We start from the raw sequence: 16,735 nt of genomic DNA, 5'->3' as shown, positions 1-16,735 counted from the left end.
CACCCATCTCTCGGGAAGGGCAACAGGGTCCATTCTGGACACATAGTATCGGCGATGCGCTGATCGGCCCGCGTCCTCGCCCGGAAGCGCGGGCTTTCATTTTTAAGCTTGGTGCTAAGTGCGACTAGCTCCAGGTACTTCGTCGAGGAGATCTGGACCTTTGCTCACGGGCATCTGGCCGTCGGGGGTAAGCTTGTCCACCGCGTCGGGCAGTTCTCTTGTGAGCCGGTCGAGAAGTTCCTCGCGGGACAATCCGGTTTGCTCCGCGAGATCGCTCAACGTTTGCGGATCGATCGCTTTCTCGACTTGGTCGCGCTGAACGGGGCGATTTGATCCTGTACCAACCCAAGAATCGACTTGATCGCCCGCACCCGCATTCCTGAGACGCTCCAGGATGTCGCCGAGCCCGCCGGGGGAGCCAGCGTTTTTGGCATCTGTCGAGTTCCTACCGGCGATTAACTCGCCGATCTTATCCCTATTCTTGTAGGCAAGCAGGCCAAGCAAGGCTATGGCGACTTTTCCTATGTCAAGGCTCATTTCGCACCTCCTTCCATGAAGAACGGACAAGGCATGCGGCTTTGAAAGGTTCCACGGTATTTGCTGCTGGGCTGGTTTTCAGTTCGGTTAAGGGCGATGGGGCTGCCCGGTCGGATCCCGGCAGGACTTCAGCACCGGCGCCGCCGAAACGATCAAGGCTATCGCACGTGCATGTTCAGGCTCGATCGCATCGGACGGCGCGCTCTGAATCACAAGTATGCAACCACTGCCTTGTCTTCGCGTTTAGCCGCCTTCTATCCCGGCGAGCTTTAAAAATGACCGCGTTCATTCCGATTTCAATCCACTTGAATGGCAAATCGATGGCGATCGCGTCGATAGCCGACGCTGCGAAGGCGCTGCAGCAACCATGGCCATCCATGGACAAGCCGTCCCGACTTGAAGCAATCCGAATGATCGAGGAGTGCCTGGCCGGACATTGCAGTCACCAAGCTGCGTTCGCTGCTTTCGAGGCGGCCGCATCTGAACAGGGGCTTCTCAGGCAAAAGCCACCAAGCGCAGGCCTCAGGAAATTCGACGGGGTTGCCGAAGACCTTATATGAGGTGATGCTGCCTCGCGACCTTGAACCGCTGACAGGCCTCTCCCGGGCGAACTTGGCCAGCCGTGATTGTGGGCCAGCCGTGATTGTGGACCACCCGCCAAAATTGAGGAATGGCGGGTAGTCCTTATCAGCGCAGGAAGGGACGTAGCTGCGCAGATCTCAGTTCGTTCTTGGTCCAATCGTCAAAGTCCGGCCGGTCCCTAGCTAACGACTGTCGCCAGGAACGTGATGGCGACGGCGAAGACCGCAGCGAGTAACCAGCGGGCTTGGTGGACGCCATTTTCCATCGGCTCCTTCCGTAAACTCACAGCTGGCAACTGGTACGAGCAGCCGCAGTTCCGGGTGGCGCGGTGTCCGGGCTGTTACGCGAAAACAGGTGAGACTTAGGTCCCGTCTCGAATCAGACCGAAGCCCCACCAAGGAACGTTTGCGGCTGGCTGAGGTTTGGTTAGCCTGGCGCGAAGACGATGCCGTTCAGCGCAATAGAGCTCACATAAAGGAGGCACTTATGAGTATGCGTCTTTCCACTGCAGCCGCCGGGTTTCTGTTGCTGGCCGGTATCGGCGCCGCTGCCGCTCAGGACGTAGTGATCGAGCCTGAACAGGAGACCGTCATCAGGGAATATGTCAAAAAGGAGCCGCTAGCATCGGTGAAAATCCCTGGAGTGGAACTCAATATCGGCTCAACCTTGCCCGAAACCGTCGAACTTCATGAAGTCCCCAACACAAAATACCGTTATGTGGTGGTCGACAACCGGACCGTTGTGGTTGATCCGGGCACGCGCAAGATCATCAAAGTCATCGAATGAGCTAAGCGACTGGGAGGACAGCCCGCCGTGCCGAAAGGTGCGGCGGGAAGTCGAGCGACGAGGAATGTGATCACCATGTCGAACCGTGAGATTGGAGCGTCGCAGGCGCTGCGAATACGCGTGGCTGACCTCAATGAGAGGATGCGCGGCGCCCGGATTACCGAGAACGAACTGAAGATCTTTCGAAAGGTCGCAGCCGTCCTGGAGGGCGGCAAGGGCAGAATCGATGCCGACGATTTGATTGCCGCATCCTTCGTCGTCGAGACGTTGGACTAACAAGAAGTGCTGCAATGTCCCTGTCTCCCAGCCTGTTCTCTGTTGGCCTGACTTTCCAATGCCCGCAGTGCAACTTCACCGTCGTCAAGAACGGCAGCTGGTTTCAGGTCGTTTCCCATTACAAGTGCGACGGATGCGGACGCGAGATCCGGATTACCTATCCCGACAAGATTGCGATCTTCCAGAAGCACGCGCACTTGGCCATGCCGCCGGGAGCGCGGTAGCTGCGGCAGATGTGCAGACCAACTCCTTCATCGCCAACTCCTTTATTGAAATGAACTCGAATTGCCGGGCTCGAGCGCGAGTGGGATGGCAACCTAGATAAACCAGGTCGCTACCAGCCCCAAAGAGGCGGAAAAGATGGCGATCGTGGTAGCCCATCCCAGAGCGTTGGTTGCCCGGCTGTTGACCTTGTCTCCCATGATCCGCGGGTTGTTCGTCATCAGCATGATGAGGAGAAGCAGTGGCGGCGTGGAAAAGCCCTGCACGATGCCGGACCAGACGAGCGCCTTCATTGGGTTGAAACCCAGGAAATTCAGGCCGACAGCAATCAACGTGAAGGCGCCGATCGCGATATAGAACTTTGGCGCCTCACGCGGCTTGGCATGAAGGCTGTGCTTCCATCCAACTGCCTGCGCCAGATCGTATGCCGCACCTGTCGTCATGACCGGAACGGCAAGGAACCCGACCCCGATCACGCCGGCAGCGAACAGTACGCCAGCGGCCGCACCAGCCAGCGGCTTGAGAGCTTCGGCTGCTTGAGCTGCCGTCTCGACGTCGTGCTCGCCGGCTTCATAGAGCGTAGACCCTGTCGACAGGATAATGAAGTACATGATGAGGTTGGAAAAAATCATGCCGATCAGGATATCGCGGCGGGAGCGGCGCAGTTCACCGTCCGTGGCACCCTTGCGCTTGTTCAGCGTCGTTCTCCCCTCGGCAATCTCTTCCTCCACCTCCTCATTCGACTGCCAGGTGTAGAGATACGCTGAAAGGGTGGTGCCGATGATGGCCACCAGAATGGACAGGAACTCGCGGCTGAACTCGATCTTTGGAACAAGTGTGCCCCACAGCACGGCTGCCGCATCCGGCTTCGCCATGATGGCTGAGCCGACATAGGCAAGCAGGGCCAGCGCGAGCCAGCGGAAGATGTTGCGTATGAGCGTGTAAGAGCCCCAAAGCTGGAGAGCAAAGATCGCGGCCGCGACTACAATCACAATGAGGGGGATCGGAACAGGAAGGAAGATGTTGATGGATGCAGCCATGGCGCCGAGATCGGCGGCTGCTTCGATCGTGTTGCCGATCAGCACGCCCACGAGAACAGCCCAGAGCAGCCACCGGGGGTAGAAGTCCTTGATCGCATGAAAGAGGCCGCGGCCCGAAACCTGTCCAAGCTTCGACGAGAGATACACGACAGTGTACATCATCGGCAGCGTTACAGGGGCGGTCCAAAGCAGGTCCGGGCCAAAGCGCGCTCCGGCACTTGCATAGGTGCCGATCGCCGAGCAGTCGTCGTCAGCGGCGCCGGTGATAAGGCCGAGTCCAAGTGCTCGCCCTATGCCGTCCTTCTTGTCTTCCCGTGGTGAAGTGGCATTACGATCGCGCTGCGTCATTGCGGCCACGCCGCGCTATGAGCGTGGTGCGCAAGCACGACTGAAACGTCGAGAGCAATTATCCAATAAATGTACCGCAGCACGGGACTGGAGTTCATTCCGGCAAACCTCTACCGCCGTTTCAACTCCGCAATCGGCTGCTTGTTCCCAGCGTCAGCCGAGTGTTCAGCGCGCCGGACGCGTTCTTCGTTTTGCTGGTCGGCCGGCCCAATGGTGCAGACAGTCTCGATCTTGGCCATGATCGAGCCACGATTTCAATGAGCTTGGGCCTCTTTCTAAGCCTTTCATTTTTTGACGGAACCATACCCGGCGTTTTACGAGAAATTCTGCCGGTGTGATTGTCTGGATGAGTTGGCCGATGGCGCGCCAGTCGCTTCAATGGTTCGACGCCGTGCGCGTCACATCAATGTTTGATGTTGCCAAAGGGCTTGCTCGATCGGATTGAGCCCGGTGAGTATTGCGACAACGACATGCTTAAAAACAACAACCTGAAGCGCGTCGCATGAGGCCGGTCAAACGCGACGCGCTTTAGGCCGCCGGCGCAGCAGGCAAGGCGGCTTCAGGTGCAGGCTGCCTGATCGCATTATTTGGCGTGGGTGGGCCAGAACGCCCAGATCAGCAAAGCTGCCAAAGCCAGCCAGAGCGCCACGACAAAGAACATCCCCATCCTGCTTTGCGGCTGTTTTTCGAGCGCGGCAGCCCGCGCTCGAAACTCGTCTATCAGCGGCGGCGGAACAAGCCTGATGGCCAGGATTACGCCGAGCGGCACGATGATCAGATCGTCGATATAGCCAAGCACCGGAATGAAATCCGGGATCAGATCGATTGGGGAAAGCGCATAGGCGGCCACCATCCCGGCAACGAATTTTGCAAACCAGGGCACCCGAGGGTCGCGCGCGGCGATCCACAGAGCGACGACATCAAGCTTGATGTCGCGCGCCCGGCTCTTTGCCGTTTCCAGCCAGGCTTTCATGGCGTCACTTTAGCACAGATTGTCCGCCGGGACATTCGCTCATGTATGTGCGGAATTCTCTTGTTTACGAGTAGATTACCCGCGTTGGCGAATTGGATTTAGCAAGACGCGGGGGCGCAAGCCTTCAAGCGGCCGCGGCGGCGGCGAGGCCGCGCGCCAGATCGGCCTTGAGGTCATCGACGTCCTCGAGCCCGATCTGCAGGCGGATGAGCGGGCCGTCATAAGGGCCCTTGGCGACGACGCGGTCGCCGAGGAAGACCGGCACCGCAAGGCTCTCATAGCCGCCCCAGGAATAGCCGAGGCCGAATATCCTGAGCGCGTCGAGGAAGGCATGCTGCTGTTTCTGGCCGCCGCCCGCGAGGACGATCGAGAAGATGCCGCTCGAGCCGCAGAAGTCGCGCTTCCAGAGGTCGTGGTCGGGATGGCTGGCAAGCGCTGGATGCAGCACGCGCGCCACGCCCGGCTGGCCCTCCAGCCAGCCGGCGATCGCCAGAGCGCTGCGCTGATGGTGGTCGAGGCGCACGCCCATCGTGCGCAGGCCGCGCAGCACCTGATAGACGTCGTCCGGCCCGGCGCAGCAGCCCATCGTGTAGAAGGTCTCGCAAAGCTGTTTCCAGCAGGCCTTGTTGGCCGACGCGGTGCCGAGCAGCACGTCGGAATGGCCGGCCGGGTATTTCGTCGCCGCATGGATCGAGATGTCGACGCCGTGGTCGAGCGGGCGGAAGTAGAGCGGCGTCGCCCAGGTGTTGTCCATCATGACGATCGCACCTGCGGCATGTGCCGCGCTAGCAATGGCCGGTATGTCCTGCACCTCGAAAGTGTTGGAGGCCGGCGATTCGGTGAACACGACCCTGGTGCTGGACTTGATCAGCGCGGCAATACCGGCGCCGACATGCGGATCGTAGTACCCGACCTCGACGCCCAGCCGTTTCAGCATCGTGTCGGCGAAATTGCGGGTCGGGTGATAGACGGAATCGACGATCAGGACATGGTCGCCGGCCGACAGGAAGGCGAGCAGCGGCACCATCACCGCCGCCAGGCCGGAGGGCACCACAATCGTGCCGGCCGAGCCTTCCAACCCGTCGATGGCGCTGGTAAGCGCGTCGGTGGTCGGCGTGCCGCGCGTGCCGTAGGTGTATTTCTGGCTGCGTGCCGCCATAGTCGCCGCGTTGGGATAGAGCACGGTCGAGGCATGCACGACCGGCGGATTGACGAAGCCGAAATAGTCGTGCGGATTGTTGCCCGAGTGGGCAAGCCGCGTGTTGATGCCCATTTGGTTGCCGTCTTTTGTCATTGCGCTGCGCCTCTGATGAAGCGGTAGCCATAGTGCGGCGGCATTGGCCGCGCAACCGTTCGCCATCCGCCAGCCGGCGGACTTTGGGTACGCCAATTCATCCCATGACAAGTCAGTCATGCGCGGTAAATCCGAGGGACGGGTTTGCCGGCGCAACCCCGATTCGCATTGATCGGACTTTGCCGGCTTTGTTCGCACCGCTGGCTAATTTCCAGGCGCGTTTGTCTGCAATTCAGGCATTTGCGGCAATTGCTTTTCGAACTCTTTCGGTTTCGGTCATTTTCCTTGACCTCACTGAAATAATCGCCTTCGATGCAGTTCGTGAATGGGAGGCAGCGCGTCGGTTGCGATGCGGGTTCCGGGAATGGGCCGGAACGGGAAGCTGCGTTCACACGGAAAAAAGTCAGGTTCGCCTGAAAAAAACAGAAAAGGGTCTGTGGGTTATGAAACACATTGCAATCGGCATTCTGGGCGCCGCCGCGCTTGGATTGGTGGCTTCGGCTGCGTCGGCGGCCACGCTCGACGACGTCAAGGCGAAGGGCTTCATCCAATGCGGCGTGTCGACCGGACTGGCCGGCTTCTCGGCGCCGGACGACAAGGGCGACTGGCAAGGAATCGATGCCGATTTTTGCCGCGCTGTCGCGGCCGCCGTTTTTGGCGATGGCACCAAGGTCAAGTTTACGCCGCTCAGCGCCAAGGAACGCTTCACCGCGCTACAGTCAGGCGAGATCGACGTCTTGTCGCGCAACACCACCTGGACCATTAACCGCGATACGGCGCTTGGTCTGAACTTCGTCGGTGTCACCTATTATGACGGACAGGGCTTCATGATCAACGCCAAGAAGCTGCCGGGGGTGAATTCCGCGCTGCAGCTTTCGGGCGCGGCCGTCTGTGTGCAGAGCGGCACCACGACCGAGCTCAACCTCGCCGATTACTTCAAGACGAACAAGATGGAGTACAGCCCGGTCGTCTTCGAACAGCTGTCAGAGGTCGACGCCGCCTATGACGCCGGCCGCTGCGACGTCTACACCACCGACCAATCAGGTCTCTACGGCATCCGGCTGACGCTGGGCTCGCCCGCCGACCACGTCGTGCTGCCTGAGATCATCTCCAAGGAACCGCTCGGACCGGCCGTGCGCCAGGGCGACGACCAGTGGTACCACATCGTCAAGTGGACCTATTTTGCGCTGTTGCAGGCAGAGGAACTCGGCATCACCAAGGCCAATGTCGAGGAGATGAAGACCTCGGACAATCCCGAGATCAAGCGCGTGCTCGGCCAGGAGGCCGACACCAAGATCGGCACCGATCTCGGCGTCTCGAACGACTGGGTCGTCAACATCGTCAAGGCGGTTGGCAATTACGGCGAGATGTTCGAACGCAATGTCGGGTCGGGCAGCCCGCTGAAGATCGCGCGCGGCATCAACGCGTTGTGGACCAAGGGCGGGCTGCAATACGCTCCGCCGATCCGCTGATCGAAATGTGATCCGGGAGGCAGATCGTCTGCCTCCCGGTTTCTCTTTCCAGGGGATGGTCGAATGGCATCGCAGGAAATTCTTCGCGAGGAGCCAAGCCGCGGCTCCTTCATCAATGATCCGAAGGTCCGCGGCATATTCTTCCAGGCGGTGGTCGTCATCGTGCTGGTCGCGTTGGTCTGGTGGTTCGTCCAAAACACCATCGACAATCTGACGCGCCTGCGCATTGCGTCAGGCTTCGGCTTCCTCAAGTCGCGCGCCGGCTTCGACATCAGTGACAGCGCCATCGCCTATTCGTCGGATTCGACCTATGGCCGCGCCATCGTGGTCGGCTTCATCAACACACTCATCGTTGCCGGGGCCGGCATCATCACCGCCACCCTCATCGGCTTCATCCTCGGCGTCGGCCGGCTTTCGCACAACTGGCTGATCCGCAAGATCTGCATGGTCTATGTCGAGGTCTTCCGCAACATCCCGCCGCTGCTGGTCATCTTCTTCTGGTATTCCGGCGTGCTTTCGGTGCTGCCGCCGCCGCGCGAAAGCATCAATTTGCCGTTCAGCTCCTTTCTCAACCAACGCGGCTTTTATTTTCCACGCGCCGTGTGGGGTGAAGGCTCCTGGCTGATCCTGGTCGCTTTGCTTCTCGGCATCGCCATGGCGTGGTTCGTCGCCCGCAAGGCGCGTCAGCGGCAGATGGCGACCGGCCAGCAATTCCCTGTGTTCTGGACATCGGCGGCTTTGATCATCGGCTTGCCGTTGCTAGCCTACGCGCTGAGCGGCTTCCCGCTGAGCTTCGATTATCCAAAGCAATCGACCTTCAATCTGACTGGCGGCTTTCAGGTCAAGCCGGAGTTCCTGTCGCTCTACCTGGCGCTGTCCTTCTATACGGCGGCCTTCATCGCCGAAATCGTGCGGGCCGGCATCATGGGCGTCAGTAAGGGTCAGACCGAGGCAGCCGGTGCGCTCGGGCTGCGGCCGGGATCGATCCTGCGGCTTGTCGTCATTCCGCAAGCTATGCGCATCGTCATTCCGCCGCTGACCAGTCAGTATCTGAACCTGACCAAGAACTCGTCGCTGGCCATCGCCATCGGCTACCCGGACCTGACGGCGACGACCGGCACGGTGCTGAACCAGACCGGCCAGGCTATCGAGTGCGTGCTGATCATGATGGTGGTCTATCTCGCGCTCAGCCTGTTGACGTCGGTGGTCATGAACGTGGTCAACGCCAGAATGGCGCTGGTGGAGAGGTAGGGACATGCAAGAGCACGACCTTTCCTTCGTCCGCGTCGAAATGGCGCTGGCACAGTCGGCGCCGTCAAGCGAGCGCGGCCTGGGCGCCTGGATACGCAAGAACCTGATTGCTTCGACCGGTGACACGATCCTGACCATCATCGGCATCGTGCTGGTCGCGATGATCCTGCCGCAACTGATCGGCTGGGCCTTCATCAATGCCCAATGGATCGGCACGGACCGCACCTTCTGCGCCACGGTGGCGCAGGGCGGCATCCAACCGGACGGCTGGTCCGGCGCCTGTTGGGCCTTCGTCAACGCCAAGTTCGGCCAGTTCATGTTCGGCCGCTATCCGATCGATGAGCGCTGGCGGCCGATCCTGGTCGCCATCCTGTTCGTGGCACTTCTGGTGCCGTTGCTCATCCCGAAGGTGCCGCGCAAAGGGCTGAACGCCATTTTGTTCTTCGGGGCGCTGCCGATCTTTGCCTTCTTCCTGCTGGTTGGCGGCGTGTTCGGCCTGCCGCATGTCGAAACCTCGCTATGGGGCGGGCTTCTGGTGACGCTCACGCTGTCCTTCGTCGGCATTGCCGTTTCGCTGCCGCTCGGCATCGTGCTGGCGCTGGGCCGGCGATCGAAGATGCCGATCGTCAAGATGCTGTGCGTCATCTTCATCGAGACGGTGCGCGGCATCCCGCTGATCACAGTTCTGTTCATGGCCAGCGTCATGCTGCCGCTGTTCCTGCCGGCCGGCGTCAGCTTCGACAAGTTCCTGCGCGCGCTGATCGGTGTCTCGCTGTTTGCCGCTGCCTATATGTCCGAAGTGGTGCGCGGCGGCCTCCAGGCGATCCCAAAGGGCCAGTATGAGGGTGCGGATTCGCTCGGCCTCGGGTACTGGCAGAAAATGGGCCTGATCGTGCTGCCGCAGGCGCTGAAGCTGGTCATTCCCGGCATCGTCAACACCTTCATCGGCATGTTCAAGGACACCAGCCTGGTCTCGATCATCTCGATGTTCGACCTGCTCGGCGTCGTCAAACAGAATTTTTCCGACCCCAACTGGGCAACGCCGCAAACGGCCAGGTCCGGCCTGGTGTTCGCTGCCTTCGTCTTCTGGCTGTTCTGTTTCGGCATGTCGCGCTATTCGATGTTCACGGAACGCCGGCTCGACACCGGCCACAAGCGCTAAGAACAAAAAAGGGAACCTGCCATGACCATAGAAAATGCAGTCAGCGCGGAAGAGATCAAGGTCAATGCCGCCAAGATGCAGGTTTCCACCACCGATGTCGCCATCGACATCATTGGCATGCACAAATGGTACGGCGAATTCCATGTGCTGAAGGACATCAACCTGAAGGTGATGCGCGGCGAGCGCATCGTCATTTGCGGCCCTTCGGGCTCCGGCAAATCGACGATGATCCGCTGCATCAACCGGCTGGAAGAGCACCAGAAGGGCAAGATCATCGTCGACGGCAAGGAATTGACCAACGATCTCAAGAAGATCGACGAGGTGCGCCGCGAGGTCGGCATGGTGTTCCAGCACTTCAACCTGTTCCCGCATTTGACCATCCTGGAAAACTGCACGCTGGCGCCGATCTGGGTGCGCAAGACGCCGAAGAAGCAGGCCGAGGAAATCGCCATGCACTTCCTCAAGCGCGTCAAGATCCCGGAACAGGCCAACAAATATCCCGGCCAGCTTTCCGGCGGCCAGCAGCAGCGCGTCGCCATCGCCCGCTCGTTGTGCATGAATCCGCGCATCATGCTGTTCGACGAGCCGACCTCGGCGCTCGATCCGGAAATGATCAAGGAAGTGCTGGAGACGATGGTTGGCCTCGCCGAAGAGGGCATGACCATGCTCTGCGTCACCCACGAGATGGGCTTTGCACGCAAGGTCGCCAACCGGGTGATCTTCATGGACCAGGGCCAGATCGTCGAGCAGAACACGCCAGCCGAGTTCTTCGACAATCCGCGCCACGAGCGCACAAAACTGTTCCTGTCGCAGATCCTGCACTGACCCCTGTCATTCAAATCAAAAGAGCCCGGCCGAAACCCGGCCGGGCTCTTTTTTGGGTCTGAGTGCGATCGCACCCCCGGTTGCAAGGCGGTCCCCATGAAACGCCGTCTCTCATGAAAAAGCCCTCCTGGCTCTGCATATCGCGGGCTTGCGGACATTGCTGGGGGGGCGAGCGTCTCATTCCTTCGCGCCCCTCTGTCCTGCCACTCTTTGCCAAAACTTGGCATCTCCCCCACGAGGGGGAGATTGGCAGCTTCGGCGCTGTGCTTCATCCTGCAACGTTGGGGATTTGCGAAAGCCGAGGTGCGGCCGATCTCCCCCCAAGTGGGGGAGATGCCAAGTTTTGGCAAAGAGGGCAGGACAGAGGGGGGCGCTGTCCCGCCGGCGTCGAGCTTTCATCGCCGATCGCCAACTTCCGGCGGCCGCCAGCCGTAGAGCCAATCGAGATCGGCCGCGAGCTTTTCCGGCGAGCGCCACTTCAGGAACAAGTTGCGCGCCACGGCCACCGGCCCGGAAGCGTGCCAGGCGAGCCGGTTGACGGCACCGCGGCGCGAGACCTTGGCGATGCGCGGGCCCCGCATCTTTTCCCAGGCGGCAAGCGCGCCCCAAGGATCGGCGGGTGAGGCCGCGACAAAGCCGGCAAGGGTTGCGGCATCCTCGATCGCCATCGCCGCCCCCTGCGCCGCGAACGGCGTCATCGCATGCGCCGCATCGCCGATCAGCGCGATGCCGGCGGGCGTTGTCCATGGCTGTGCCTGGTCGACCGTATGGATCGGCCATGCGGTCCACGGGCCGGCATTCTCGGCAAGCCGGGCCAGTGCTGCCGCCGTGCCACGCATGGCGCCGACGAGGATATTGGGGTCGGCGTGGCCCGACCAGCCCTCGGCGATGATCTCGCCCCTGGTGAAAGCGGCCAGGTTGAACGCCGTGCCGTTGCTGACTGGATAGGCGACGAGGTGGAAGCCGGGATGCAGGAAGGTGGTCACGCAATTGGCGGCGCCGACCGCCGCAAGGGCTTCTCCTGCGGCACTGTCTGCACCGATCGTAGCGCGCCAGGCAAGCTCGCCCGAAAACCGGCTTTTGGCCGCAAACCCGCCAAAAGCGCGGATCGCCGACCAGACCCCGTCGGCGCCGATCAGCAGAAAGCCGCCGGCTTCGACTGTCTTGCCGGCAATCTCGACTGTTGCCGTGGTATGGTGCGGTCCTGTGGCGATGCCGCCGACGCGCGCGCCGGTGACGAGACTGATGTCCGGCTGTTCGGCAAGGCGCGCCATCAGCGCGTCTTGCAGATCAGCCCGATGAGCGACGAGATAAGGCGCCTGCCAGCGCCTTTCGGCTGCTTGGCCAAGCGGCACCCGCGCCAGCTCACGCAGCGTGGCTGCGTCCTTGAGCACGACCGTCTCCGGCCGCACCGCCGCCGGCAACAGCCGGTCGAGCACGCCGAGTTGGCGAAGGATGCGTGTCGCGTTGGGTGAGAGCTGGATGCCCGCGCCGGCCGCTTCGAGGCGCGGCGCCTGTTCGAACAGCCGCACCAGATAGCCGCGCTCGGAAAACGCCAGTGCCGCGGTCAGTCCGGCGACACCGGCTCCGGCGATAACGACCTGCCGGGACCGGGTGTCGTCCATGGGATGGTGTGCGCGTCAGGCGGCCTGGTCGATATACAGGCATCCCGCAGGCTGCGTTTCCGTCGCCTTCAGCTTTGGCGAATAGCGAAAAAGCGTCGAGCAATAGGGGCAGACCTTTTCATTGTCGTCGCCCATGTCGAGAAACACATGCGGATGGTCGAAAGGTGGGTTGGCGCCAGTGCACATGAATTCCTTGACGCCGATGTCGATCGCCGCATAGCCCGCATCGTTCTGGAAATGAGGAATGGAACCGCCTGCCATCGTCGTCTCCTACATTTGCCGCATGACCCGCATCATGCGCAAAATCAAAATTCCACCGCGTCCTTTGCGCGTCCAAAGGACGCGCCGCGCTGTACCTGGATTGCATCTGGATCATAAGCAGTCTCTTTGCAAGATCGCTGAAATCAAACTGTCGTAAAAGCCTGTCACAGGATAAGCTGAGCCGGTTAAGGCATGGCCCCGAAAATCGAATTCGGTTTCGCTGGGATCATGCGTGGCGTATGGAGTGGTAGAGCGTCTTTGCGTCCGGAAAGACGCGCGGCGCTGTGGCCCGCGGGTGGGAAACGAGCAGGAACCATGAACGAACTAAAGCCGGTGCAGAGCGAATTCACCACTGTCGAGGTGGCGAGCCCGGAGGGCGGCAACCCGGACCGGTTTGTCAACCGCGAGTTTTCCTGGCTGCAATTCAACCGCCGCGTCCTCGAGGAATCGCTGAACGCCAACCATCCGCTGCTCGAGCGTGTCCGCTTCCTGTCGATTTCGGCTGCCAATCTCGACGAGTTCTTCATGGTCCGCGTCGCCGGTCTCGCCGGCCAGGTCCGCGAAGGCATCACGCTGAAGAGCCCGGACGGCCGAACCCCCGAACAACAGCTGGAACAGTTGCTGCGCGAAGTCGAGCGTCTGCAGGAAGACCAGCAGAAAAGCCTTTCCGCGCTGATGCTGCTGCTCGACAAGGAAGGCATCGAGAGCATCAGCCGCGATGGGCTGACCAAGGACGAGAAGACCTGGCTCGAGGATCATTTCCAGGAGCAGGTGTTTCCGGTGCTCACACCGCTGTCGATCGACCCGGCGCATCCATTCCCGTTCATTCCCAATCTCGGCTTCTCGATGGCCCTGCAACTGCGCCATCGCAGGAATGGCGAGGAGATGAGCGCGCTGTTGCGTCTGCCGGTGGCGCTGAAGCGCTTCATTCGCTTGCCTGACCGCAAGCACCATGTCCGCTTCATTCCGCTGGAAGAAGCGGTCGGCCTCTATATCGGCAAGCTGTTCCCCGGCTATGAAGTCAAGGGCTCCGGCACGTTCCGCATCATCCGCGACAGCGACATCGAGGTCGAGGAAGAGTCCGAGGATCTCGTGCGCCTGTTCGAGACGGCGCTGAAACGTCGTCGCCGCGGCTCGGTCATCCGCATCGAATTCGACAAGCTGATGCCGGCCGAACTGCGCGAGTTCGTCGCCGGCGAGCTTGGCGTCTCGTCGAGCCGCATCAGCGTGCTCACCGGTCCGCTGGCGCTCAGCCAGATTTCCGAGATCGTCGCCATCGCCCGGGACGATCTCAAATTCAAGCCTTACAATCCGCGCTTTCCCGAACGCATCCGCGAGCACGGCGGCGACTGTTTCGCCGCCATCCGCGAGAAGGACATCATCGTTCATCACCCCTACGAATCCTTCGACGTGGTGGTGCAGTTCCTGCGCCAGGCGATGGCCGATCCGGAAGTGGTAGCGATCAAGCAGACGCTCTATCGCACCTCGAACGACAGCCCGATCGTGCGCGCTTTGGTCGACGCGGCAGAGGCCGGCAAGTCGGTGACCGCGCTGGTCGAACTCAAGGCGCGTTTCGACGAGGAAGCCAACATCCGCTGGGCGCGCGACCTCGAGCGCGCCGGCGTTCAGGTCGTGTTCGGCTTTCTCGAACTGAAGACCCACGCGAAGATGTCGCTGGTGGTGCGGCGCGAGGACGGCAAGCTGCGCAACTATGTACATCTCGGGACCGGCAACTACCATCCCGTCACCGCGCGCATCTACACCGACCTGTCCTTCTTCACCACCGCTCCGACAATCGCCCGCGATGTCGCCCAGTTGTTCAATTTCATCACCGGCTACGCCGAGCCGACCGAAGAGATGCGGCTGGCCATCTCGCCCTTCACGCTGCGCAAACGCATCCTCAGGCACATTTCGGACGAGGTTGCCCATGCGCTGGACGGCAGGCCGGCCCGCATCTGGATGAAGATGAATTCGCTGGTCGACCCGATCATCATCGACGCGCTCTATGACGCCAGCCGCGCCGGCGTCGAGATCGATCTCGTCGTGCGCGGCATCTGCTGCCTGAGGCCCCAGGTGCCGGGCCTGTCGGAAAACATAAGGGTCAAGTCGATCGTCGGCCGCTTCCTCGAGCACAGCCGCATCTATTGTTTCGGCAACGGCCATGGACTGCCGTCGGACGGGGCGGTCGTCTACATCTCATCGGCCGATTTGATGCCGCGCAATCTCGACCGTCGCGTCGAAACCATGGTGCCGATCACCAATCCAACGGTGCATGAACAAGTCCTCGGTCAGATCATGCTGGGCAACATCATGGACAACCAGCAAAGTTTCGACGTATTGGCTGACGGAACCTCCCGGCGCGCCACGCTTGAGGAGGGCGAGGAACCGTTCAACGCGCAGGAATATTTCATGACCAATCCGAGCCTTTCCGGACGCGGCGATGCGCTGAAATCGCATGCGCCCAAGCGCATCGCGCAGTTCAAGCGCCGCAAGAAAAACGGCGCAGCGACCGGCTGATGATTTCAACGTCCCAGGGCCGGCTTCAGGACCGCCGACCGCTGTCCATCATCGACATCGGCTCGAACTCGATCCGTCTTGTCGTCTATGAGGGGCTGGCGCGCTCGCCAACCACGCTGTTCAACGAAAAGATGCTGGCCGGCCTCGGTCGCGGCATCGTTTCGACCGGAAGGCTCGACCCCGAGGCGGTGACCCGCTCGATGGAAGAATTCCGGCGTTTCCGCGCGCTGTCGGAGCAGGCCGGCGCCGAGCATATGTATGTGCTGGCGACTGCCGCCGCCCGCGAGGCGGTCAACGGCCCCGATTTCATCCACCGCGCCGAAGATGTGCTCAAGACCGAGGTCCAGGTGCTGAGCGGGCGCCAGGAAGCCCATTATTCCGCGCTTGGCGTCATTTCCGGCTTCCACCCGGCCAACGGCATCGCCGGCGACCTCGGCGGCGGCAGCCTCGAGCTGGTCGACGTCGATGGCGAGGCAATCGGCGACGGCATTACGCTGCCGCTGGGCGGCCTGCGCCTGCAGGACATGGCCAAGAACTCGCTGGCCCAGGCGGCAAAGATAGCGCGCGACGAGCTCGCGAAGGCAAAGCTGCTGAAAGGCGGGCAGGGCAGGCCGTTCTATGCCGTCGGCGGCACCTGGCGAAACCTCGCCCGGCTGTACATGGAAATGACCGGCTACCCGCTGAGCGTCATGCATCATTACGAGATCGGCATCGACAGCGCTGCGAGCTTCCTCAAGCAGGTCGCCAAGGGCGAGATCGAGAAAGTAAAGGGCATCGAAGGCGTCTCGAAGAACCGCCGCTCGCTGCTGCCTTATGGCGCCATCGTGCTGCAGGAGATCATGGCGGTGATGCAGCCGTCCAAGATCATCGTCTCGGCGCTGGGCGTGCGCGAGGGCTTTCTCTATTCGCTGCTCGACAAAGCCGAGCAGAAGGCAGATCCGCTGATCTCGGCCTCGGAGGAACTCGCCCGTCTGCGTTCGCGCTCGGTCACCCACGCGCATGAGCTTGTCGAGTGGACGGGCAAGACCTTCGCCGTCTTCGGCATCGAGGAGACCGTCGACGAGGCGCGTTACCGCCAGGCCGCCTGCCTGCTTGCCGACATCGGCTGGCGCGCGCATCCCGAATATCGCGGCAAGCAGTCGCTCAACATCATTGCCCACGCCTCCTTCATCGGCGTCGACCATCCCGGCCGCGCCTTTCTGGCGCTGGCCAACGCCTACCGTCATGAGGGCATCTTCAACGAATCGATTGCGCCGGAAATCAAGGCACTGGCAACGCCGCGCTATATCGAACGCGCCCGCGTGCTGGCCGCGGTGATGCGCGTCGTCTACCTGCTGACGGCGGCGATGCCGGGCGTGATGCCGCGGCTGACATGGGAGAGGCGCGGCACCGGCGTGCTTGCGCTGGTGCTGCCGGCTTCGCTGACCGATCTTTACGGCGAGCGGCCGGCCGGGCGACTTGCGCAGTTGGCAAGGATCACCAACCGCCGGCTGGTGCTGGCGGTCGAGGGTGGCCCCACTATGCCAGCCAAGTAGTCTGGCTCAGTCAAGTAGTCTGGCTGAGT

The 16,735-nt window shown here is 61.5% G+C and carries 16 protein-coding genes; 10 read left to right on the top strand and 6 right to left on the bottom strand.

Annotated elements, in window-relative coordinates:
- Positions 1-114 precede the first annotated feature (114 nt).
- Positions 115-537, bottom strand: a complete 423-nt coding sequence (locus NMG70_RS23715) for a YidB family protein (protein ID WP_254026769.1) — start codon at positions 535-537, stop codon at positions 115-117.
- Between the two features lie 275 nt (positions 538-812).
- On the opposite strand from NMG70_RS23715, the gene NMG70_RS23710 reads away from it, so the two are divergent.
- The 4 genes from NMG70_RS23710 (at position 813) to NMG70_RS23695 (ending at position 2,405) form a co-directional block, all read left to right on the top strand.
- A complete protein-coding gene (locus tag NMG70_RS23710; protein WP_301555179.1) occupies positions 813-1,097 on the top strand; it encodes a DUF982 domain-containing protein in 285 nt (94 codons plus the stop codon).
- A 508-nt stretch (positions 1,098-1,605) separates the two neighbouring features.
- The gene (locus tag NMG70_RS23705) at positions 1,606-1,905 is read left to right on the top strand and encodes a DUF1236 domain-containing protein (protein ID WP_254026767.1); all 300 of its coding nucleotides are present in this window, start codon (positions 1,606-1,608) and stop codon (positions 1,903-1,905) included.
- 75 nt (positions 1,906-1,980) lie between these two features.
- A complete protein-coding gene (locus NMG70_RS23700; protein ID WP_254026766.1) occupies positions 1,981-2,181 on the top strand; it encodes a hypothetical protein in 201 nt (66 codons plus the stop codon).
- A gap of 14 nt (positions 2,182-2,195) precedes the next feature.
- Complete coding sequence (locus NMG70_RS23695; RefSeq protein ID WP_254026765.1) at positions 2,196-2,405, top strand: hypothetical protein; 210 nt, start codon at positions 2,196-2,198, stop codon at positions 2,403-2,405.
- Positions 2,406-2,498: 93 nt separating this feature from the next.
- Here NMG70_RS23695 and NMG70_RS23690 read toward each other — a convergent pair whose 3' ends face one another.
- The 3 genes from NMG70_RS23690 to NMG70_RS23680 form a co-directional block, all read right to left on the bottom strand.
- Positions 2,499-3,791, bottom strand: coding sequence for an NRAMP family divalent metal transporter (locus NMG70_RS23690; RefSeq protein WP_254026764.1), 1,293 nt, complete (start codon positions 3,789-3,791; stop codon positions 2,499-2,501).
- A 583-nt stretch (positions 3,792-4,374) separates the two neighbouring features.
- Complete coding sequence (locus NMG70_RS23685; protein WP_254026763.1) at positions 4,375-4,764, bottom strand: YkvA family protein; 390 nt, start codon at positions 4,762-4,764, stop codon at positions 4,375-4,377.
- 124 nt (positions 4,765-4,888) lie between these two features.
- Positions 4,889-6,058 carry a cystathionine beta-lyase gene (locus tag NMG70_RS23680; RefSeq protein WP_254026762.1) on the bottom strand — a complete coding sequence of 390 codons (1,170 nt, stop codon included), beginning with the start codon at positions 6,056-6,058 and terminating at the stop codon, positions 4,889-4,891.
- Positions 6,059-6,501: 443 nt separating this feature from the next.
- On the opposite strand from NMG70_RS23680, the gene NMG70_RS23675 reads away from it, so the two are divergent.
- The 4 genes from NMG70_RS23675 (at position 6,502) to NMG70_RS23660 (ending at position 10,768) form a co-directional block, all read left to right on the top strand.
- A complete protein-coding gene (locus NMG70_RS23675) occupies positions 6,502-7,530 on the top strand; it encodes an amino acid ABC transporter substrate-binding protein (RefSeq protein WP_254026761.1) in 1,029 nt (342 codons plus the stop codon).
- 63 nt (positions 7,531-7,593) lie between these two features.
- On the top strand, positions 7,594-8,781 hold the full coding sequence (locus tag NMG70_RS23670; RefSeq protein ID WP_254026760.1) for an amino acid ABC transporter permease: 1,188 nt from the start codon (positions 7,594-7,596) through the stop codon (positions 8,779-8,781).
- Positions 8,782-8,785: 4 nt separating this feature from the next.
- Positions 8,786-9,943 (top strand): amino acid ABC transporter permease, encoded by a 1,158-nt coding sequence (locus NMG70_RS23665; protein WP_254026759.1) that lies wholly within the window; start codon positions 8,786-8,788, stop codon positions 9,941-9,943.
- Between the two features lie 21 nt (positions 9,944-9,964).
- Entirely contained in the window at positions 9,965-10,768 is an 804-nt protein-coding gene (locus NMG70_RS23660) for an amino acid ABC transporter ATP-binding protein (protein WP_301555178.1), read from the top strand.
- A gap of 395 nt (positions 10,769-11,163) precedes the next feature.
- Here NMG70_RS23660 and NMG70_RS23655 read toward each other — a convergent pair whose 3' ends face one another.
- Positions 11,164-12,393 carry an FAD-dependent monooxygenase gene (locus tag NMG70_RS23655; RefSeq protein ID WP_254026758.1) on the bottom strand — a complete coding sequence of 410 codons (1,230 nt, stop codon included), beginning with the start codon at positions 12,391-12,393 and terminating at the stop codon, positions 11,164-11,166.
- Positions 12,394-12,408: 15 nt separating this feature from the next.
- Positions 12,409-12,654: a zinc-finger domain-containing protein gene (locus tag NMG70_RS23650; RefSeq protein ID WP_254026757.1), complete on the bottom strand. Its 246-nt coding sequence runs from the start codon at positions 12,652-12,654 to the stop codon at positions 12,409-12,411.
- Positions 12,655-12,969: 315 nt separating this feature from the next.
- Here NMG70_RS23650 and NMG70_RS23645 point away from each other — a divergent pair, with 315 nt between their 5' ends.
- On the top strand, positions 12,970-15,171 hold the full coding sequence (locus NMG70_RS23645) for an RNA degradosome polyphosphate kinase (RefSeq protein WP_254026756.1): 2,202 nt from the start codon (positions 12,970-12,972) through the stop codon (positions 15,169-15,171).
- Entirely contained in the window at positions 15,171-16,706 is a 1,536-nt protein-coding gene (gene ppx / locus NMG70_RS23640; RefSeq protein WP_254026755.1) for an exopolyphosphatase, read from the top strand. The genes NMG70_RS23645 and ppx overlap by 1 nt, the downstream gene beginning before the upstream one ends.
- Positions 16,707-16,735: the final 29 nt, after the last annotated feature.

The sequence above is a fragment of the Mesorhizobium ventifaucium genome, assembly GCF_935822925.1.
Taxonomy (GTDB): domain Bacteria; phylum Pseudomonadota; class Alphaproteobacteria; order Rhizobiales; family Rhizobiaceae; genus Mesorhizobium; species Mesorhizobium ventifaucium.
The sequence above is the reverse complement of the archived record's forward strand: the minus strand, read 5'-3'. Positions and strand labels throughout refer to the sequence as shown.